This is a genomic window from Klebsiella sp. CD33 (assembly GCF_051992865.1).
Taxonomy (GTDB): domain Bacteria; phylum Pseudomonadota; class Gammaproteobacteria; order Enterobacterales; family Enterobacteriaceae; genus Klebsiella; species Klebsiella pneumoniae.
This window is the reverse complement of record NZ_CP197023.1, coordinates 1,166,821-1,186,956: the sequence shown is the minus strand read 5'-3', so window position 1 is coordinate 1,186,956 and position 20,136 is coordinate 1,166,821. Positions and strand designations below refer to the sequence as shown.

General features: G+C 53.4%; 23 protein-coding genes and 1 pseudogene. 17 read left to right on the top strand and 7 right to left on the bottom strand.

All coding sequences use genetic code 11. The features are described from left to right. Positions 1-98: 98 nt before the first annotated feature. Positions 99-318, top strand: a pseudogene (locus ACR809_RS05940) (transposase); the annotation flags it as partial. 101 nt (positions 319-419) lie between these two features. On the opposite strand, the gene ACR809_RS05935 reads toward ACR809_RS05940, so the two are convergent. After that, the gene (locus ACR809_RS05935; RefSeq protein ID WP_122051104.1) at positions 420-1,139 is read right to left on the bottom strand and encodes a hypothetical protein; all 720 of its coding nucleotides are present in this window, start codon (positions 1,137-1,139) and stop codon (positions 420-422) included. A gap of 125 nt (positions 1,140-1,264) precedes the next feature. On the opposite strand from ACR809_RS05935, the gene ACR809_RS05930 reads away from it, so the two are divergent. The 13 genes from ACR809_RS05930 (at position 1,265) to ACR809_RS05870 (ending at position 9,436) form a co-directional block, all read left to right on the top strand. Beyond that, positions 1,265-1,498 (top strand): helix-turn-helix transcriptional regulator, encoded by a 234-nt coding sequence (locus ACR809_RS05930; protein WP_049010718.1) that lies wholly within the window; start codon positions 1,265-1,267, stop codon positions 1,496-1,498. A gap of 506 nt (positions 1,499-2,004) precedes the next feature. After that, positions 2,005-2,880, top strand: coding sequence for a hypothetical protein (locus ACR809_RS05925; protein WP_162992523.1), 876 nt, complete (start codon positions 2,005-2,007; stop codon positions 2,878-2,880). Between the two features lie 614 nt (positions 2,881-3,494). Next, complete coding sequence (locus tag ACR809_RS05920) at positions 3,495-4,223, top strand: DUF3944 domain-containing protein (RefSeq protein WP_060436572.1); 729 nt, start codon at positions 3,495-3,497, stop codon at positions 4,221-4,223. A 61-nt stretch (positions 4,224-4,284) separates the two neighbouring features. After that, the gene (locus ACR809_RS05915) at positions 4,285-4,962 is read left to right on the top strand and encodes a helix-turn-helix transcriptional regulator (protein WP_122051103.1); all 678 of its coding nucleotides are present in this window, start codon (positions 4,285-4,287) and stop codon (positions 4,960-4,962) included. Positions 4,963-5,068: 106 nt separating this feature from the next. Next, positions 5,069-5,479, top strand: coding sequence for a hypothetical protein (locus tag ACR809_RS05910; RefSeq protein WP_060436705.1), 411 nt, complete (start codon positions 5,069-5,071; stop codon positions 5,477-5,479). Positions 5,480-5,533: 54 nt separating this feature from the next. Further along, entirely contained in the window at positions 5,534-5,893 is a 360-nt protein-coding gene (locus tag ACR809_RS05905; RefSeq protein ID WP_060436569.1) for a hypothetical protein, read from the top strand. A gap of 80 nt (positions 5,894-5,973) precedes the next feature. Next, positions 5,974-6,186 carry a hypothetical protein gene (locus ACR809_RS05900; protein WP_060436568.1) on the top strand — a complete coding sequence of 71 codons (213 nt, stop codon included), beginning with the start codon at positions 5,974-5,976 and terminating at the stop codon, positions 6,184-6,186. Positions 6,187-6,296: 110 nt separating this feature from the next. After that, entirely contained in the window at positions 6,297-7,118 is an 822-nt protein-coding gene (locus ACR809_RS05895) for a DUF932 domain-containing protein (RefSeq protein ID WP_060436566.1), read from the top strand. Between the two features lie 78 nt (positions 7,119-7,196). Then, positions 7,197-7,676, top strand: a complete 480-nt coding sequence (locus ACR809_RS05890) for an antirestriction protein (protein WP_122051102.1) — start codon at positions 7,197-7,199, stop codon at positions 7,674-7,676. A gap of 240 nt (positions 7,677-7,916) precedes the next feature. Next, complete coding sequence (radC, locus tag ACR809_RS05885) at positions 7,917-8,399, top strand: RadC family protein (protein ID WP_122051101.1); 483 nt, start codon at positions 7,917-7,919, stop codon at positions 8,397-8,399. Between the two features lie 13 nt (positions 8,400-8,412). Beyond that, positions 8,413-8,634, top strand: a complete 222-nt coding sequence (locus ACR809_RS05880) for a DUF987 family protein (RefSeq protein WP_060436560.1) — start codon at positions 8,413-8,415, stop codon at positions 8,632-8,634. 22 nt (positions 8,635-8,656) lie between these two features. Beyond that, the gene (locus ACR809_RS05875; RefSeq protein WP_122051100.1) at positions 8,657-9,016 is read left to right on the top strand and encodes a type IV toxin-antitoxin system YeeU family antitoxin; all 360 of its coding nucleotides are present in this window, start codon (positions 8,657-8,659) and stop codon (positions 9,014-9,016) included. A gap of 45 nt (positions 9,017-9,061) precedes the next feature. Further along, the gene (locus tag ACR809_RS05870) at positions 9,062-9,436 is read left to right on the top strand and encodes a TA system toxin CbtA family protein (RefSeq protein WP_060436555.1); all 375 of its coding nucleotides are present in this window, start codon (positions 9,062-9,064) and stop codon (positions 9,434-9,436) included. Positions 9,437-9,742: 306 nt separating this feature from the next. On the opposite strand, the gene ACR809_RS05865 is transcribed toward ACR809_RS05870, so the two are convergent. The 3 genes from ACR809_RS05865 to ACR809_RS05855 all read right to left on the bottom strand — a co-directional run bounded on the left by ACR809_RS05865 (position 9,743) and on the right by ACR809_RS05855 (position 12,389). Continuing rightward, positions 9,743-9,964, bottom strand: a complete 222-nt coding sequence (locus ACR809_RS05865) for a hypothetical protein (RefSeq protein ID WP_133306285.1) — start codon at positions 9,962-9,964, stop codon at positions 9,743-9,745. Between the two features lie 615 nt (positions 9,965-10,579). Further along, complete coding sequence (locus ACR809_RS05860) at positions 10,580-11,380, bottom strand: hypothetical protein (protein ID WP_004180956.1); 801 nt, start codon at positions 11,378-11,380, stop codon at positions 10,580-10,582. Positions 11,381-11,504: 124 nt separating this feature from the next. After that, complete coding sequence (locus ACR809_RS05855; RefSeq protein WP_102098026.1) at positions 11,505-12,389, bottom strand: LysR family transcriptional regulator; 885 nt, start codon at positions 12,387-12,389, stop codon at positions 11,505-11,507. 211 nt (positions 12,390-12,600) lie between these two features. Between ACR809_RS05855 and ACR809_RS05850 the strand changes: the two genes are divergently transcribed. Beyond that, on the top strand, positions 12,601-13,173 hold the full coding sequence (locus tag ACR809_RS05850) for a flavin reductase family protein (RefSeq protein ID WP_108452483.1): 573 nt from the start codon (positions 12,601-12,603) through the stop codon (positions 13,171-13,173). A gap of 10 nt (positions 13,174-13,183) precedes the next feature. On the opposite strand, the gene ACR809_RS05845 is transcribed toward ACR809_RS05850, so the two are convergent. Continuing rightward, on the bottom strand, positions 13,184-13,546 hold the full coding sequence (locus ACR809_RS05845; protein ID WP_024264608.1) for a helix-turn-helix domain-containing protein: 363 nt from the start codon (positions 13,544-13,546) through the stop codon (positions 13,184-13,186). A gap of 333 nt (positions 13,547-13,879) precedes the next feature. On the opposite strand from ACR809_RS05845, the gene oqxA reads away from it, so the two are divergent. Continuing rightward, a complete protein-coding gene (oqxA, locus tag ACR809_RS05840; RefSeq protein WP_016831575.1) occupies positions 13,880-15,055 on the top strand; it encodes a multidrug efflux RND transporter periplasmic adaptor subunit OqxA in 1,176 nt (391 codons plus the stop codon). Positions 15,056-15,078: 23 nt separating this feature from the next. After that, positions 15,079-18,231: a multidrug efflux RND transporter permease subunit OqxB25 gene (locus ACR809_RS05835; RefSeq protein WP_016947602.1), complete on the top strand. Its 3,153-nt coding sequence runs from the start codon at positions 15,079-15,081 to the stop codon at positions 18,229-18,231. Between the two features lie 69 nt (positions 18,232-18,300). Here ACR809_RS05835 and ACR809_RS05830 read toward each other — a convergent pair whose 3' ends face one another. Further along, positions 18,301-18,780 carry an RrF2 family transcriptional regulator gene (locus ACR809_RS05830; RefSeq protein ID WP_122051099.1) on the bottom strand — a complete coding sequence of 160 codons (480 nt, stop codon included), beginning with the start codon at positions 18,778-18,780 and terminating at the stop codon, positions 18,301-18,303. 413 nt (positions 18,781-19,193) lie between these two features. Continuing rightward, entirely contained in the window at positions 19,194-20,105 is a 912-nt protein-coding gene (locus ACR809_RS05825) for a LysR family transcriptional regulator (RefSeq protein WP_002914199.1), read from the bottom strand. Positions 20,106-20,136 lie beyond the last annotated feature (31 nt).

Below are 20,136 nucleotides of genomic sequence, written 5' to 3'. Positions count from 1 at the left end.
CCAAGTAGTTTTTATCACCTAGCAAGTTGCGAACAAAATGATCACTGGGCCGTTGTAAGTTCGAGCAACTGCCCAAGCGTTTGCGTGACGTGTTGGAGGATATCAGCAAGGCCATCTACACAACAAACGCTATCGAATCGCTGAACAGCTTGATCCGGGCTGCCATCAAGAAACGCAAAGCGTTCCCGACAGATGACTCAGTGCAGAAGGTTCTCTATCTGGCAATCAATGATGCGTCGAAAAAATGGTGTTTGACGATCCAGAACTGGCTGCTGGCAATGAGTCGAGTTCGGTGACCGCCTGAGCGATCACCTTTAACGAGTGGGCAGTTACACAGAATTACTGACAGGCTCGTTTCGGCTGTTTGAATTGTACTCCTTCACCACAATGCCAACGCCCATATGTCCATATGGGTAAAATCAATCCACGCGGTTATTTTTCATGTTCTTTTGTAAACAACTCTCCAATACATCTCGTAAATCATCATATCTCTTACACCATGTTAATATTGCATTATAAAGATTATCGGTTTTCAAATTTATTTTGTTGTTGTTAACAAAAACCTCAAGCTGACCTACAACAGCGCCAATGGCTGCGGCTTTAGTTTTCCATCCTTCTGCCGGGCAGTTTACTTTAAGTAACCGTTTCAACTCATCCCGTGCGGGTGCTAAAGCCGTGGCGGTAGCCTCCCCTCCCTTCTTTCCATGATCTTGCTTTTTCTTTAACGCCAATTCAGCAGTCTCTACACGGTCAGCGTATAGCCCAGCCCCCTGCCAGACTCCACCACAACCAGCTGCTCTTGCCATAAATAGCAATCCTTCACGCCGGTACCCAGAGGAATAACAATACTGCCCCCAGTGGTAAAAGAAGAATGCAATGCCAAGATACGTTCCAAACTTTCCATTCCATTGTGCAGAAAAATTAGCATCGTAAAGCAAGCATTCAAAATTATCATCCATGATATGGCCGCCTTCCTCCTTGAATTTATTGATTTTTTCTTTTGCTTTACTCTCGCACCGGTCACGGAGTTCATTGTAACTACTGACATCATCATGACTACCGCTGAAGCAAGACATAAAACGCTCAGCTTCCTTCTTTACTGAATCAAAAATGCCATCCAGAACACTATCGTCTGTCATGCCAACCTCTCTTAAAACGTCATATTCCACAGTTTTTTTTTACTTTTGGTACATATCTGGATCCCATTTTGCCCTCTCGGTAAAGTTAGCCCCATCCATACAGGGCCAACAAGGAACAAATCGGTATGAACACTCAACACATAAAAATCCTTCGTATGTCTAGCGTTGTCAACAAGATAGGTGTAGCCCGTTCTACCATCTACGACTGGATTAACCCCAAGTCACCACGATATGACGCCACATTCCCTAAACAACGTCGCCTGGGCATGCAATCTGTCGGCTGGCTTGAGTCTGAATTGGATGAGTGGTTGCTGAAACGTCATCTGGCATCATCAACTACTATTGCCGAACGACCATAAATGCAGCGTTATCTGCTGTCCACTTATCAATAGCACGTGATAAACAAGAGTACTAATAATAAATTTATCATTAAACAGCTAGTGTATTTCAGCCTCATTTGAGATATACGCACCTTAATTACTAACGATGTATTAAAAATACTATAAATCATAATCATGATTAGTGAGTAACTCTTTATTTATCATGCAACATGATTGACTGTGATAAGAGTCTTATTATGGCTATTTGTAAAAGAAATAACTGTACGCTCTCAATTGGTGAATTACCTGATGAGCGGAAACTGCGCCTATGCCCAAAACATTATCAGGGTAAGCTATCTAATGCAGCTAAAAGAGCCCAAAGGTGTGGGCTGACGTGTCAGTACCCATCCTGTGGTATTAGTCTGTCTGGTACTCGTAATCAACGGTATTGCTGTATTGAGCATCGTAATAAAGACAGAAGGCTCGTAGATGACGATGCCATCGTCAGTCTGGTAAAGCATTCTTACTGGATCAACGTGGAGTCTATGCTGAAGAATAACCCCCTCGGGCTGGGAAGTATCACCGGTCCGGCGGATATTGCGGAACTCATCAGGTTATACGAGCGTAAGGCAAGCCACCAGAAGGCGTATAACACGCTAAACGGATATAGGGTTTGTGACTCATCCGGTAGAGCAGTAAAACGTCCAATCCCCTGGCTGGAGCTGGAATTATGCCATATTTACCCCAATTCCAAAGGCGGTGCCAATACTACATACAACATCATTATCGCTCCATCATTGATTAATAGAATGATGAAGGACTCAATACCTGTTTGTATCACCAGAAGAACATTCTGCGGCATAAAAGCAGCAGGTTCATTCTTGCCTGTTAAATCTACACTATTGAAATCGCTCACAGAGCAATACAGCCAGGTTGAAGTTCAGGAGGCTTTAAACCCAGTTAAAAATATTACATTTGCTGACCCTAGTGTATCACGCAGGCTGTTTGGTACAGATATTTATGCTTACCCACCTTTACTAAAACTTTTAAAGGAGGAATCATCACGCTTGGAACTCTGGGATTTAAGGGAATCTATTAATCATATTGAAAGTAGCCACTGGCTGTTTGCTGGCCCTGCAAATGAGTTATTTGCTGTCGCTGCTTTTCATGCCATGTTAAATGGAGATGCTGATAGTTTACTTGAGATATTTTCCGGGTTGCACGAAGACGTAATGGAACGGGCCAGGCAAAAAGCGACTTTGAATCATGCATATTACCAAAGCACTCTGGACCAGTATATGTCCCATCATTTTCGTCTTGACTTGCATAATCAAGAAGCCTGCTTTTTATTTTACAACACATTTTTCACAGTGCCGCCGCTGGACAAACGTGGGGTATTAATCATACCTCATCACTTCTAATGCTAAGTTGCGTACTAGTATCTGGGACCTTGTTGGGGACAGCTATAGTCAGCCAAATCCGGCTTTCTTTTAACTGAGAAATGGACAAAACCGGCCTATTGTTAACGCAAAGAGATCAGATTTAACATATTCGAAAGGTGGTATCATCATGCGATTTACCACCTTTCCTATTCCGTTCCAAACGGACATCTGCCTGAAGCCTTACTCAGCAAAATCTCTCTTTTATATTTAAATTACTCCTCCACAAATAAACGATAGTACTGAAATTAAAATTGGCGTTAGCCATCAAAGTGGGGGGCATAGATTACAAAATATCATGAAACAACACACAGCAAAAAAACAAATGAAAGTTCATTAATATTTTATAAATATATAATTACCATGAACCAGTACAAAACAGGGAAACAGCCAAACTCACAAATCATTATCATTATATTGATAATATTCATATACGATAAAAATCATTATGGCTGTTTGGACCCTCCCCTATATTTCCAGACACGCCCTGTCCGTATACATTTCTTTAGAGCATATATTAACCATTTTCGATGACACATCCGTGCAACAGTCCCTTTTACAGTGTGACCTCACATCACACTGACTGAGGACGGATAATGGCTGTCTACCGTAATGATACTGATTTGAATCTGCTGGGCCAGTGCAGCAATGAAGAACTGCAATTACTGGTTTCCATCCTGACCACTGACCCACGCGATGGCGACACTCGCTGGACAGAGAGTCTTACCGGAACCCCGGAGTTTCGTCTGCTGGCACCAGACCATCGCCGCTACTGGCAACTGATAGCCGCTGAGCTTCAGCGTTACGGCGCGAATACCCTGGCGAGTCTGGTCCGGCTGGGGCAAGGCGTGACCTATCGGGAAATTCTCGTTGATGTCTGTGACAAGCTTGATGTGAATTACAACCAGAAAAGTACTACCGAAACCATTGAGCTTGCTCTGTTGATGAAGGTACTGGAAAAGAGCCTGGATCAGATGACACCGGAAGAGCTGGCTGCTTTTTCCCGCAATATGCATCTGGATCTGACAAACCCCACGCCGCAACTCATTCTTATCGCCGTTCAGGCTGCCATACGGACTTCCTCGCTGGCTGCGCTGGAGCTGGCAACGATGTTGTCTGCCAGTGTCATTGCCTCTCTGGGTGGTATTGCCACCTGGGGGACAGTTGTGGTTACTTCGCGCGCACTTTCCGTACTGGCGGGTCCTCTTGCCATCGCACTGAGCTCAGCGTGGATGATTTCCGACCTCGCCGGTCCGGCTTATCGGGTCACGATACCCGCCTGCATCATTGTGTCCTGGCTGAGACAGCAGCACCTTTCCCGCTAACAACGTTTTACTTTAACCTCCAGCCCCGACGGGGCTGCTATTTGCGCAGGAAGCATCCCTCATGTCTGAACAGGAACAACGTTATGACCGCCTGGCAAGCCGTCTCGCCATACTGGTCAGCCGCCTCTTTATGGGGGAAACGCTCAGTGTCAGTCAACTTGCTCAGGAGTTTGGCGTCTCTGAGCGCACCGTTCAGCGCGACCTGCGTGAACGACTGCGCTATATCGACACGGAATATTCCGGGGGGAGTTTTCGCCTGCGGGATGCACGGGGCCCCTTTCGCACTAACAGTGACATTATCCGCTTTGCCCGGATAACCAGCGTGGCACATTACTTTCCGGCACTAGACCCCAAGTTGTTGTCTGTCCTGCTCGACAGCGGTCAGGATTCCCCCTGCATTATCTGGAATGCGCCACCCCTTCAGGCTCCGGCGTTGTTTGGCGGTTTTCAGGTCATTATCCAGGCCATCATCAGCAGTCGCCGCATTCATTTTCTGCACCACGGACACCATCAGTCCGCCGTTGCTCCTTACCGGCTTATCTGCCTGGAAGGCGAGTGGTACCTGACTGCAGTGACTGGCGAGCGGATTCAGGTATTTACCCTTTCAGCCATCTCCGATGTGGTCATGACCATCGGGGGCTTCACCAGAAGCAGCCATATCCGGCGGATTTTTGAAGACCCGCGATTTATTCAGGCCCTGCCGCATTTTCAGTACATCAGTGGGCTTATCCGGGAATGAACCGCATGTTCATTCGTCAGCCCACCAATTTACCTAACAGAAGGAGTTCATCTTGAAAAATGTATCGCTCAGCGCCCTGGTACTGGCAGGCAGTCTGCTGCCGGTTATGGCGCAGGCATCTGGCAACCAGGATACCTGGACCCGTGGATGGGGGCAGGGAGTATCAGAGTTTGTTATCAACGGGGAAGGTCAGTCGCAACTGTCTCTGACCTGTGAGGATTACGGCTCGCAACCGGCCACGGTCATATTTACTGACGCCAGCGGGCATCAGGTCAGTATGGATGAAGATAAAAGCCTTCAGGTCAGCATTGACGGCGGAGCCCCCATCGATATCAGCGAATCTGAAAGTCGTGTGGGCGGTAATAACCTCGCGCAGGCCTGGGCCCAGTTACGTAATGGCAAGCAGGTCTCAGTGACAGGAGACGGTGTTAAGCCTGCCACATTCACGCTGGCCGGGGCGGCCAAGGTTTTACCGGTATTCGGGACCCACGGCTGTGTGGGTAAAGATGCACTCTAGCCCGCATCTGAATTTGACGCCTGTTGATTACGTTATTTTTAAAAGGAACATATTATGAAATTTAAATACATGCTGGTACCCGCACTACTTGTATTCTCAGCCTATACGCTGGCAGAGCCAACGCCCCCCATCAAAGTGGAGACCAGTAACCAGGTCCATCCTGCCGGAACACGCTACGTCACTGTTGTGGTCACCTCCCTGGATGACAGTATCAACGTTGAAAACATAGATGTGAACCGCGGTAACTGTCGTATCGATAACCAGAAGTACCTGTCTTCAAAAAATAAGGAAACCATTCTGCCTGCTGCCCTGCGCTACGGGCAGTCCGTCAGAGTGAATTTTTATAATAACTGCGTGGCTTCTGAAGTCGTCGTCACCACGGATAAGGGGGGATGGCGTTACACCTACCACTGAGCCACTTTCCTGTATTAGCTTCCTCAAATAAATCTTCACTCCACCAGAGGGCTGCCGCTAGGCAGCCCGGAGCAAACCCTATGACCTTTCTGAAAATGCTGGTGACGGCCATGAGCCAGGTGCTGACCTGGTGCGGCGGACATCAGGCCCGGCAGTATATTGAAATTCGCCTGCGTCAGGCAGGCTACGATGACAGCAGCATTGATACAGCCCGGGAAGCGGTCACGTTGCTGGTCACTGCACTTATCACCGCCCTGATGGCGCAGATACTTAAGATTCTGGATACGCAGTAGTCCCGCCTGCCCTATCCGTTCATTGAGAACAACACATCCAGCCCCTGCCTCCTTACGGAGCAGGGGCTTTTGCTTTTATGCCGTCAGAGTAATCAGATGAGGAATCAACTATGCGATTAGCCAGCCGTTTTGGTCGGGTGAACCAGATTCGCCGTGACCGCCCCTTAACCCGCGAAGAACTGATGCAGCATGCCCCCAGCGTCTTCGGGGAAGACAAGCACTACTCCAGAAGCGAAAAGTACACCTACATACCCACCATTACCTTGCTGGAGAACCTTAAACGCGAAGGGTTCCAGCCGTTCTTTGCCTGTCAGTCACGTGTGCGCGACCAGAGCCGACGGGAACATACAAAGCATATGCTGCGCCTGCGTCGTGCCGGTCAGATAAACGGTCAGCAGGTGCCGGAAATCATTATTCTGAATTCGCACGATGGCGCATCAAGTTTTCAGTTACTGCCAGGGATATTTAGAAGCGTCTGCACCAATTCGCTCGTCTGCGGACAGTCGTTTGGTGAGATTCGTGTGCCACACCGGGGGGATGTTGTCGGGAAGGTGATTGAGGGAGCCTATGAGGTTCTCAGCATCTTTGACCGGGTGGAAGAGAAACGTGACGCCATGCAGTCCGTGCAACTACCGCCACCAGCACAGCATTCACTGGCTAAAGCGGCGCTGACATATCGTTTTGGAGCAGAGTACCAGCCAGTGACGGAATCGCAAATTCTTGCACCCCGCCGCTGGCAGGACGAGAGCGATGACCTGTGGACCACTTACCAGCGCATTCAGGAAAACCTGCTGAAAGGCGGGCTAAGCGGCCGTACCGCGCAGGGTAAACGTACCCACACCCGCGCAGTAAACGGAATTGATGGCGACGTTAAGTTAAACCGTGCGCTCTGGGTGATGGCCGAGAACATGATGGACCTGTTGGGCAGGTAATCACACGCGCCCCGCCACCGAACTTAAACCCCGATTCGACACTTCCATTCGACATCTCCATGCATAAGGAAAATTAACATGACCGATATTATTAATATTAACGATAAGCATCAGCGACCTCTGCAGGCTATAGATGCCAGTCCTGCACCAGCTCTGGCAGCCACGCCCGTACCGGACGAACAGCGTGTGGAATTCTGGCCGCAGCACTTTGCCAACATCCCGCAGTGGATAACCCTTGAACCGCAGGTCTTTGCGTGGATGGATCGGTTCTGCGCTGACTACAGCGGTGGTATCTGGAATTTTTATACTATCAGCAACGGCGGGGCCTTCATGGTTCCGGAAACGGACAACGATGCCTTCTGGTCGCTGTTCAACGCCATGAATGGCAACTCCGCAGACATGAGCGCCGAAGCAGCAGGGATTGCAGTCTGCCTTGTCGCTTACAGTCATCACGCATGCCGCACAGAATGCGACGCCATGACGGAACATTACTGGCGTCTGCGTGACTATGCGCTGAACCACGCAGAATGCAGCGCCATCATGCGCATTATCGACTGAGCGACCCGCCATGCCATATGAACTGTCTCACCTGAATGCCCTGTGGGATGCGCTGGGGAAAACAACGGTCAGGGATGAGGACGGAGAGGTTGTGACCGACGAACCCTTCCTGCAATTCCCGACGGGTACCCCTCTCTTCCATATATGGGCATGGTTCGAATCCCAGCACGACGAGTTCGTCGTTGCCGTGAAGTTGTACAACACATCCCCTCCCGACGCGTCAACAGACAGGAAAAGCAAATGAATACCACCACTTGTCCTCCCGGCAGCGGGGAAATATCTCCCACTGCACAGCGCACCATCAGACGTGCACTGACCTTACTGGAACGCCAGTTACGCGAGCCCGGCGCGGCATTCACCTCCAGCCAGGCGGTCCGCGACTGGCTTCGTCTGCAGCTCGCCGCGCTGGAGCGTGAAGTATTCATGGCACTCTTCCTCGATAACCAGCATCGTCTTATTGCCCATGAAACGCTCTTCACCGGCACCATCAACCATACGCAGGTACATCCCCGTGAAGTGATAAAGGCAGCACTGAAATACAACGCGGCTGCCATTGTGCTTTCACACAATCATCCGTCAGGTTATGCGGAACCCGGTCATGCTGACCGACTTATCACTGACCACTTGAAACAGGCACTTAAACTCGTGGATATCTGTCTGCTGGACCACCTGGTCGTGGGAGGCATGGACATCGTCTCGTTTGCCGAGCGTGGCTGGCTTTAGGGAGAGAATAACAATGAAAATCATCAGTAAACGTCAGGCAATGGCGATATACCGCCAGTATTCTGAGTCCCGGCTGTTTCGCTTCTGTGCCGGGAAATATAAGTGGTACGGCAGTATCTGTCATTACCACGGCAGGGAAGTGCAGGATATCCGGGGTGTACTGGCCGTGTTTGCTGAGCGCCGACAGGACCGTAACGGTCCGTATGTGATCCTGCGCAGCGTCACCCTGAATTAACTCACCGTTAAGGAGTACTGACATGCAGAAAACAACCCGTGTAATCAGCCATAACATCGCGGAACCCTGGTGGGGCCTCAGACGCAACGTCACGCCATGTTTTGGTGCCCGGCTGCTACAGGAGGGTAACCACCTGCATTACCTTGCTGACCGCGTCAGCATTGCCGGGACATTTAATGACGCAGATTTACGCCATCTGGACCAGGCATTTCCGGTACTGATGAAGCAGATGGAGATCATGCTGAGCAGCAGCGAACTCACGCCCCACATTCAGCGCTGCATCACGCTCCACGCAAAAGGGCTGATATGTGAGGCTGATACACTCGGTTCCTGCGGCTATTTGTATATCGTAATTTATCCGACATCTGCAACAACCGCATAAACCCCGGACGCTTTTCCTTAGTCAAACCAACAAAGAGCTCAAACTATGCAAATACAATCCCGGTCCCCTCAAAGGGCGGCATCGTCACGTCTGTCGTCAGTAGAAATCTGGCAAAAATTACTGAAGTATCTGCTGGAACAACACTACGGTCTGATGCTGAATGACACACCGTTTGGCAACGACGAAGTGATCCAAAAGCACATTGATGCGGGCATCTCACTGTGTGACGCGGTGAATTTTATCGTGGAAAAGTACGACCTTGTACGTACTGACCGTCACGGCTTCAGCGTGAAAGAGCAGTCTCCGTTTATCGGCAACATTGATATGCTCCGCGCCCGGAAGGCTACCGGGCTGATGACCCGCAAGGGATATAAAACCGTTACTGACATCACAGGCGGGAGATTCAGCGGAGGGAAATAATGACGTTACCCCTGATCGCAGAAGCCGACACCAACAGCGAGCAGCCCCTCAACATGAGGCCAATACAGAACAAAGGGAAGAGATCACACAATCGAATTCGCTGCTCTGATTGCCGAAGTTAGTGATCACGATTACTTACTTCGCGCTGCGGCCCCTCGGTGAAGGCCCACTGACGCCTGTACGAGAGCTATGGGTTCCCGGATCAGGCTGTGTTCGCTAAATGGCATAAGCGCCAGCACAATGACTGGCGCTTTTATCGAGTCATTATCAACTGATACGCGGCAGGATCAACTTGTAAAACAGTACTCAAACCCTTTCAATTGTAAGTATTTCACCAGTATCATCTAACTCGTCCGTAATGTACTCGACATCTTGGCTGCATTCGCATTCCGGACATTTGACCTCACCAGTATAAGTGTAAGAAGTTGTGTGATTTCCTGATGATCCATTGCTTTCTTTGTCTAACTGAGCGAGAACAACATCAAATTCAATCCCACATTCTTCATTACTGCATTCAATTGACGGCATCGTGTTATCCCTTTTTTTTGTGTGCCATCAATATTACCTAGGATGAAATGCTGATTCCATAAGAATTTAGCAGGCAAGCCCGAACTTCTAAAGCAACCCAGAATTAATGGGAAAGACAACCATATGAACTGTGATTCGTACGATAATCCAGTACGTGCACTTCAGACCATCTCCCCCCTTAGAACGCTTCAGAGATTACAGCTTGATTGTCGACTCTTTATCTCACTCCAAAAGGGTGAAAAAACTTTTAGGCACCTGTATAGGCACCAACGGAAAGTTGAATCAGAATTTATCTAAATAATTTCAAACAATTACACAACCAATTCAGACTCCGCCAGCCCACCAAAATTCTCCATCGGTGATTACCAGAGTCATCCGATGAATTCCTGAAAGCCCGCACGGTACAAGCCCTGCGGGCTTTTTTGTGCCCTCAATTTATCCCGCGCAGTCCAAAGAGAACTCATTAAATCCGCACCTTTTAGGCCCATTGATAGACCCAACGAAAAGATCTGTTGTTTTCGCGTTACCAATTACCCGGCAACCCATCCCTCTCAGAATTAGACCACCAACGACACCTTTCACCCTCCGGCCGCGTCCGCGGCCGGAGGGATAGATTTACCCCTTGTGAGAATACGCGTCCAGCATGGCAAGGACCGCCCGACGCGCCGCATCGTCTGCGATATTGTCAGGCAGCGCATCAGCCCGCAGGTTGACATAAGCGTCAGCAGCCCTTCGAATGGCAATCCCGACGGAGTGACGATCGTGTGTTGCCAGAGTGGAAGTCAGCAGGCCATCGGGATCAATGCCGAGGGCTTCTATTCGACGAACGCCGCGTTGCGGTAGATTGGCGCGACGAAACAGCATCGGTCCCAGCACTTGTTCCCGGAAGAAAGACAGCATCCCCAGCGCTTCGAAGAGTTCCCCCCTGCCCAGTTTAACCACGGCATAATGCAGCCAGATCCAGGCCCGGGACTCAAACCACTCCGGCGTCATGTTCGGCCAGTGCGCGCTAAATTTTGCCAGCTGTCGCTTGAGAGCATCGTTATCACGGGTAAATAGCACGGCAGGCTCCTCAACGCGCTGAGTGAGCATGTCCAGGGTGATAAATTTCAGATCGACATGCAGAAGTTCCGGGCCAAACAGGCAGATCAGCAGGCGAGGCTCACCGACGTGTTCCCCGGTGAAAGCATGTAGCAGATGGCCGAGCGTTCCGGCGAACGCCATACGCTGAGCCATGATTTCGTCATAATAGAGAGGGTCGATCACCACCACGAAATCCAGATCGGAGTATTGATCAAACCCGCCATGGATAAACGAGCCGCCGGCGAGAAGGGAGTGGATCCGCGAATCAGACTGTAATTTAAGCTTCAGTTGCTCTGCAAAACTTCTGTGTAAATCGGGTAGCGTATTAAGCATACTTTTTCCTGTTCACAAAAAAGACAAAGCATTACAGAATATCGAGTGATTCATCAGCAGACCAGATATTTCTGCTGGAACCCTACCCTCCATCGCGAAGCGCTAAATGCAAGCAATACTCCCCTCAAACCACCTCGCTCATCCACTCAGCAAATGCCCGCACGGCGGGAGAGAGAAAGCGCTGGTGCGGATAGAGCAATGTGACGGGTACCGGGGGCGGCTGCCAGTCCGTCAGCACTTCCACCAGTCTCCCCTCCTGCAGGTGGTCAGCAACGATATTCTCCGCCAGCTGCGCCAGCCCAAATCCTGCCAGGCACATTTTTATATAGAGCCCCGTTTCATTCACCGCGGCGTTGCCGCTGACGGGTACAGAAAAGGTCTCGCCATGGCGAACGAAGCGGAACTCATCGGCCCGCCTCGCCTGACCGGAGAAATAATGCACAGCCCGGTGCTGAGAGAGCGCCTCCGGTGACGGCGGCACACCATATTCCCGAAGATAGTCCGGTGACGCGCAGGTGACCCAGCGAAAGCGGCCCAGAGGGCGGGCCACCAGGCTGGAGTTGTTCAGCTCTCCCGTTCGTATCACGCAGTCGACGCCTTCCTGAATGAGATCGACCTGGCGATCGCTGACGCCGATCATCAGGTAGATATCGGGATAGCGCCGGTAAAAGTCCGGCAGATGCGGCATGACGATGAAATGCGCGATGCCCGCGGGCATATCAACCCGCAGGCGCCCCTGAGGCCGCGCGACAGACTCGCTCAGGCTGGATTCGCTATGTTCGATGAGGGCGAGAATTTCCCGGCACTGCGCCAGATATTGCAGCCCTTCCGGAGTGAGACTCACGCGCCTTGTGGTCCGGTTCAGCAGCCGCACCTTCAGGTATTGCTCAAGGTTTTTAATGGTACTGGTGACAGTGGAGGCAGGCAGGGAAAGGGTTTCCGCGGCGCGCACGAAGCTCCCTGCCTCCGCGACGCGCATAAACATCTGCATAGCCTGGATACGATCCACCTTCTTTCTCTCCTGAAGCAAGCAACTTACCGACAGACGGCATGATTATTCGTTAATTATGAATAATGAAAACAATTTACGCACCTTTTTGCGCTTAATAGCCTGGCGTATCGTTGCGCTATGGGTATCGCGTGAGGGGCCCAAAATGGCCATGCCCTCAATAAATATCCAGAGAATCATAACGTTAAATAACACGCATAAAGGAAAAACCATGTCCGTTCAGCCTGTCGAATTAAGTAAGGCCTATCGTTTATTGCAGGTCGGGTCCACCACCATGATTTCCGCAAAATATGATGGCGTCGAAAATGTCATGTCAGCCGCCTGGGTTGGGCTGGCAGGCGAGCGAAAAGTGGTGGCCTATATTGGCACCCAGGCTTTCACTCGTCAGCTGGTGGAAAAGAGCGGCTATTTCGTGGTGCAGATCCCCGTAGTCAGCCAGATGGCAACCGTCCTCTACGCTGGCGGGCGCAGCTATGCCGACGCGCCGGATAAAAATGACACCATCCCCTTCTTTTATCAGCCGGAATTTGATCTTCCTCTTGTGGCAGGCTGTGCGGGCTGGCTGGTGTGCAAAGTGATGCCCTACCCGGACATTCAGCAGCAACACAATCTGTTTATGGGCGATATCGTCGCCGCCTGGAGCGATGACCGGGTATTCCGCAACGGACACTGGATTTTTGATGATGCGCCGGACGAGCTACGGACCGTTCACTATGTCGCAGGCGGGCAGTTCTATGCCATCGGCAAAGGCAGCAAATTCGATCATGGGCCGGGTCAGGACTGACCCTCCCCGGTCATGCGGATCGCTGACGAGATGTCTGCGCAACAGAGCGGCTGATACTCCGGCGCCAGACGCCGGGCGCCTGGCCGTACTGGCGCTTGAAGCTGCGGTTGAAGGACTGCTGGGAGTCAAAGCCGAGGGCAATCGCCACGTTCAGGATCGGCTCGTTGCTGTGGGCCAAGCGTTCGATCGACTTTTGCAGCTTTTGCGCCCGAATATATTCTCCGAGGGGCTGCCCGGTATGTTCTTTGAAGATCCGCTGCAGGTGCCACTTCGAATAGCCGGCTCGTCGGGCAACGGTGTCAATATCCAGACGGCTATCAAGATGGTTGTCGATCCAGTCGATCAGATCCTGAATGATGGCGCCAGTGTTCATCATGTTACCCCCTCGCGGCCGGTTAAAAGCATCTTTGTCAGTTGCATTTAAAGGTGGCCTATTTTTACACAAAATGCAAGTTTTATTGTTACATTTAAATCCACGCCTGGATCGCGGTTTTTTATCTCCCCCTGGACCGCACATAAAGTGCAACAATTATTCTTGCACTTAGTTAAGCGCCTTCCTACAATCTCCGCGATAGTGTATTCGAAATTGTTACAGTTTTGTGGCGATGATCGACACAAATGGCCTTAAGCCAGCCCGGACAAAGGAAGTGGCGCGGCTTCTCACGCTGCGTCTTGCCCGGCGGCTACATTTACCGGAATAAAAATAATGAGCCTGCAAAAAACCTGGGAAAACATTCACCTGACCGCGCTCGGCGCGATGATGCTCTCCTTTCTGCTCGTCGGCTGCGACGACAGCGTCGCGCAGAATGCTGCGCCTCCCGCCCCGACGGTCAGCGCCGCTAAGGTGCTGGTGAAGTCGATCAGTCAGTGGGATAGTTTTAACGGTCGCATTGAAGCGGTGGAGAGCGTTCAGCTTCGCCCTCGCGTCTCGGGATACATTGATAAAGTGAATTACACTGACGGCCAGGAGGTGAAAAAGGGCCAGGTGCTGTTCACGATAGATGACAGAACCTATCGCGCCGCGCTGGAGCAGGCGCAGGCGGCGTTGGCAAGAGCCAAAACGCAGGCCAGCCTGGCGCAAAGCGAGGCGAACCGCACCGATAAATTAGTCCATACCAACCTAGTCTCCCGTGAAGAGTGGGAGCAGCGCCGGTCAGCCGCGGTTCAGGCGCAGGCCGACATTCGCGCCGCGCAGGCGGCGGTGGATGCCGCGCAGCTTAACCTCGACTTCACCAAAGTGACCGCCCCTATTGACGGCCGCGCCAGCCGGGCGCTGATCACCAGCGGTAACCTGGTCACCGCGGGCGACACCGCCAGCGTGCTCACCACCCTGGTCTCGCAGAAGACGGTGTACGTCTACTTTGACGTCGACGAGTCAACCTACCTCCACTATCAAAACCTCGCCCGCCGCGGGCAAGGCGCGTCCAGCGATAATCAGGCGCTTCCGGTGGAGATTGGCCTGGTTGGCGAGGAAGGTTACCCCCACCAGGGCAAAGTGGATTTTCTCGATAATCAGTTAACGCCGAGTACCGGCACCATCCGCATGCGTGCGCTGCTGGATAACTCGCAGCGTCTGTTCACGCCGGGGCTGTTTGCCCGCGTGCGTCTGCCGGGCAGCGCAGAGTTCAAAGCCACGCTGATCGACGACAAAGCGGTACTGACCGATCAGGATCGTAAATACGTCTATATCGTTGATAAAGATGGTAAAGCACAGCGCCGCGACATTACCCCAGGGCGGCTGGCAGACGGTTTACGCATCGTTCAGAAAGGGTTGAATCCTGGGGATAGCGTCATCGTCGACGGCTTACAAAAAGTGTTTATGCCGGGTATGCCGGTTAACGCCAAAACCGTTGCCATGACCTCCAGCGCCACCCTTAACTGATCCCTAATCAGAGAATCCAAGACATGGACTTTTCCCGCTTTTTTATCGACAGGCCGATTTTCGCCGCGGTGCTGTCGATTTTAATTTTTATCACCGGGTTAATCGCTATCCCGCTGCTGCCGGTGAGCGAATATCCGGATGTCGTCCCGCCGAGCGTCCAGGTGCGCGCGGAGTATCCCGGCGCCAACCCGAAAGTGATTGCCGAGACCGTGGCGACGCCGCTGGAGGAAGCGATCAACGGCGTTGAAAACATGATGTACATGAAATCGGTCGCCGGCTCCGACGGCGTGCTGGTCACCACCGTCACCTTCCGCCCGGGTACCGACCCGGATCAGGCGCAGGTTCAGGTGCAGAACCGCGTCGCGCAGGCCGAAGCGCGTCTGCCGGAGGATGTACGCCGTCTGGGGATCACCACCCAGAAGCAGTCTCCGACGCTGACCCTGGTGGTGCATCTGTTTTCGCCAAACGGGAAGTACGACTCGCTGTATATGCGCAACTACGCCACGCTGAAAGTGAAGGATGAGCTGGCGCGCCTGCCCGGCGTCGGCCAGATCCAGATTTTTGGCTCCGGTGAATATGCGATGCGCGTCTGGCTGGATCCCAATAAGGTCGCGGCCCGCGGTCTGACGGCTTCGGATGTGGTGACGGCGATGCAGGAGCAAAACGTCCAGGTGTCTGCCGGACAGCTTGGCGCCGAACCGCTGCCGCAGGAGAGCGATTTCCTGATCTCCATTAACGCCCAGGGCCGTCTGCATACCGAAGAAGAGTTTGGCAATATCATTCTGAAAACGGCGCAGGACGGCTCGCTGGTCCGCCTGCGCGACGTGGCGCGCATCGAGATGGGTTCCGGTAGCTATGCGCTGCGCTCCCAGCTCAACAATAAGGATGCGGTCGGGATCGGTATCTTCCAGTCACCCGGCGCTAACGCCATCGATCTGTCGAACGCGGTACGCGCCAAAATGGCCGAGCTGGCCACCCGCTTCCCGGAAGATATGCAATGGGCGGCGCCGTACGACCCGACGGTTTTCGTCCGCGACTCCATCCGCGCGGTGGTGCAGACGCTGCTGGAGGCGGTAGTGCTGGTGGTGCTGGTAGTGATCCTGTTCCTGCAGACCTGGCGCGCGTCGATTATCCCGCTGATCGCGGTGCCGGTATCGGTGGTGGGTACCTTCAGCATTCTCTATCTGCTGGGCTTCTCGCTGAATACCCTGAGCCTGTTCGGGCTGGTACTGGCTATCGGTATCGTGGTGGACGACGCCATCGTGGTGGTGGAGAACGTCGAGCGTAATATCGAAGAGGGGCTTGCGCCGCTTGCCGCGGCGCATCAGGCGATGCGTGAGGTCTCCGGGCCGATTATCGCCATTGCGCTGGTGCTGTGTGCGGTGTTCGTGCCGATGGCGTTTCTCTCCGGGGTCACCGGCCAGTTCTACAAACAGTTCGCGGTGACCATCGCCATCTCGACGGTGATCTCGGCCATCAACTCGCTGACGCTCTCCCCGGCGCTGGCGGCCCTGCTGTTAAAGCCGCACGGCGCGAAGAAAGACCTCCCTACCCGGCTGATCGATCGCCTGTTTGGCTGGATTTTCCGTCCGTTTAACCGCTTTTTCCTGCGCAGCTCGAACGGCTATCAGGGACTGGTAGGCAAAACGCTTGGACGCCGTGGCGCAGTGTTTGCGGTGTACCTGCTGCTGCTCTGCGCCGCTGGGGTGATGTTTAAAGTCGTCCCCGGCGGGTTTATTCCCACCCAGGATAAGCTGTATCTCATTGGCGGCGTGAAGATGCCGGAAGGGTCGTCGCTGGCGCGCACCGACGCGGTGATCCGCAAAATGAGCGAGATCGGGATGAATACCGAAGGGGTCGACTATGCGGTCGCTTTCCCGGGGCTTAACGCGCTGCAGTTCACCAACACGCCGAATACCGGGACGGTCTTTTTTGGCCTGAAACCGTTCGACCAGCGCAAACACACGGCGGCGGAAATTAACGCGGAGATCAACGCCAAAATCGCGCAAATCCAGCAGGGCTTTGGCTTCTCCATCCTGCCGCCGCCGATTTTAGGACTGGGTCAGGGTTCCGGCTACTCCCTGTACATCCAGGATCGCGGTGGGCTGGGCTATGGCGCGCTGCAAAGCGCGGTGAATGCGATGTCCGGGGCGATTATGCAGACGCCGGGGATGCACTTCCCGATCTCGACTTACCAGGCTAACGTGCCGCAGCTGGACGTGCAGGTCGATCGCGATAAGGCGAAAGCGCAGGGGGTATCGCTAACCGAGCTATTCGGTACGCTGCAGACCTATCTCGGCTCGTCTTATGTCAATGACTTTAACCAGTTCGGGCGTACCTGGCGCGTGATGGCCCAGGCTGACGGACCATACCGCGAGAGCGTGGAAGATATCGCCAATCTGCGCACCCGTAATAATCAGGGCGAAATGGTGCCGATCGGCAGTATGGTGAATATCAGTACCACCTACGGGCCGGATCCGGTGATCCGCTACAACGGTTATCCGGCGGCGGACCTGATTGGCGATGCCGATCCGCGGGTCCTCTCTTCTTCGCAGGCGATGACGCATCTGGAGGAGCTGTCGAAGCAGATCCTGCCGAATGGGATGAATATTGAGTGGACGGATCTCAGCTTCCAGCAGGCCACCCAGGGCAACACGGCGCTGATCGTCTTCCCGGTGGCGGTGCTGCTGGCGTTCCTCGTGCTGGCCGCGCTGTATGAAAGCTGGACACTGCCGCTGGCGGTGATCCTTATCGTACCGATGACGATGCTCTCCGCGCTGTTTGGCGTCTGGCTGACCGGGGGCGATAACAACGTCTTCGTGCAGGTGGGTCTGGTGGTCCTGATGGGCCTGGCCTGTAAAAACGCCATTCTGATCGTCGAGTTTGCCCGCGAGCTGGAGATCCAGGGGAAAGGCATCATGGAAGCGGCGCTGGAGGCATGCCGCCTGCGTCTACGCCCGATCGTGATGACCTCCATCGCCTTTATCGCCGGGACCATTCCGCTGATCCTCGGCCACGGCGCGGGGGCGGAAGTCCGCGGCGTCACCGGGATCACGGTGTTCTCCGGGATGCTGGGCGTGACGCTCTTCGGTCTGTTCCTGACGCCGGTGTTTTACGTGACGCTACGGAAACTGGTGACCCGCAGGAAGCCGGTCCAGGAGGATCTGCCCGCCTAGCCTGCAGCAGATAACAAAAAAACCGCCTTCACAATTTGAAGGCGGTTTTTTTTCGTCACCAGAAAATGATTAATGCGCTTTTTTAAAGCGGGCGATCATTTCCGGCACCGGGTCGCAGCCGCTGGTATCGGCGTTTTTGACCGCCTCCAGCGCGCTGGCCACGGTATGGCGAGCGAGGACGTTTAACGAAGCCTGCTCTGCTTCATCGGCAACCGATTTGAAGTACCAGCAGGCGTTGGCGCTGACCACGCAGCGGGCCGGGACGTCAGGACGCGACGCCCACAGTTTTTTATCTTCGATAACCGAAAGATAGATATCACGCAGGGTGATCTTGTCCGCCGGACGGCCAAGATGAATTGAGCCGTTGCGGCCAAGCGTGGAGACGATAATGCCGTCACTAGTTAGCGGAACCATTAGTTTACGGATAAAGCTCGGGTTCGCTTCCAGGCCGTAGGCCAGAATCGCACTCGTCGAACGTTCACCCATCTGCTCCGCCATTGCTACGCTGAGAACCATCTGCAAAGCTGTCGGGAAGCGGTAATCTAACATGGCAGTGTCCTGGGTTGCGGTGAATCTTGTTCTTTTTGGCACCGCAGAGGTGAATAATCAATGAACAACAATATAACAAATACGGGAATTTTTTTGAAGCAATCTGCGGTTAGCCTGCGAAGTAAATTTTCTGATTTCACGGGCAAAGGCGGGGCAAACACAGATTCCCCTTCGTACCGTTTTATTTAACGCAAACGCCATCCTTTGTTCCGCTAGCCGCGCCCTGTCGCCCCGCGACCTGTCCACACCAGCGGCGCCTAACCCTGTGGATAACCTGGAGGCAGTTGCCTGGCAGCCGCAGCCCGGGCGGGCTACCGGCTGCCGTTCGTTTTTTGAACAGGGAAAACTCCCCCGCCGGGCAGCGCGCTAAGCGCGAAAATCACCACCCCGGCGCAGGGAAGCGCCCGCCCCGCTTAATAATTCCACTTCGGCCGCGCCACCGTATTTTTCTTCAGCAGGTCGCGGAACGCTTTCAGGTAGGGCTCATTGCTGCGCCCGCGCTTACAGATGGCCGAGAACGGCGACTGAAAGCCAAACTCGTTGGGCAGCAGCACCCGCAGGCGGTTCTCTTTGATCCACGGCCAGGCGTAATGCTCCGGCAGATAGCCAATATATTTCCCCGAGAGGATCAGCAGCAGCTGGGCGTCGACGGTCTCGACGGTGGCGCTCCCTTTGCTGAAGCCCCGACGGCGGAGATCGCTGGTGTTCCAGTAGCTGCGGGTCACCAGCGGGCACTGGCTGATCTGCTCTTTATCGAGCTGGCGGCTGAAGAACATCGGGTGCAGATCGCTGCAGTAGAGCCAGTGCTGTTCACGGTACAGCGGCTCGCTGATGATGTTATGCACCTGCGAGTTGTAGCTGCCGATAGCCAGGTCGATATGGTTGTTCAGCACGCCGTTCAGTTGCTCCGCCGGGGTGCGGATAATCAGTTTGATATGCACATGGGGAAATTTGTCGCTGAAGCTGCGCAGAACCACCGGCAGCGAGAGCGCCGTTTCGGTCTCGATGGAGTCGAGCGTCGAGATGCACAGGGTGCCGCTGTGCTCCCCTTTGAGCAGCGCCGACTGCCGCTCCAGCTCATTGAGTTCGCTCAGTACGCGGATCGCCTGCTGTAAAAACTGCTGACCTTTCTCGGTCAGAGAAAAGCCGCCGCGCCCGCGCTGGCAGAGGGTGAAGCCGAGCTGTCCCTCCAGCTGCGACATGGCATTGCTGATGGCGGAGACCGAAATACCCAGCTCCTGCTGGGCCCGGCTGTAGCTCTCCAGGCGGGCCACCGCCTCGAAAACCTGCAGCTGGCGAATATTGAGGCTGGCGTCGTGATGCATCGTATTTAGTTCACCAATAAATGAACTGAGT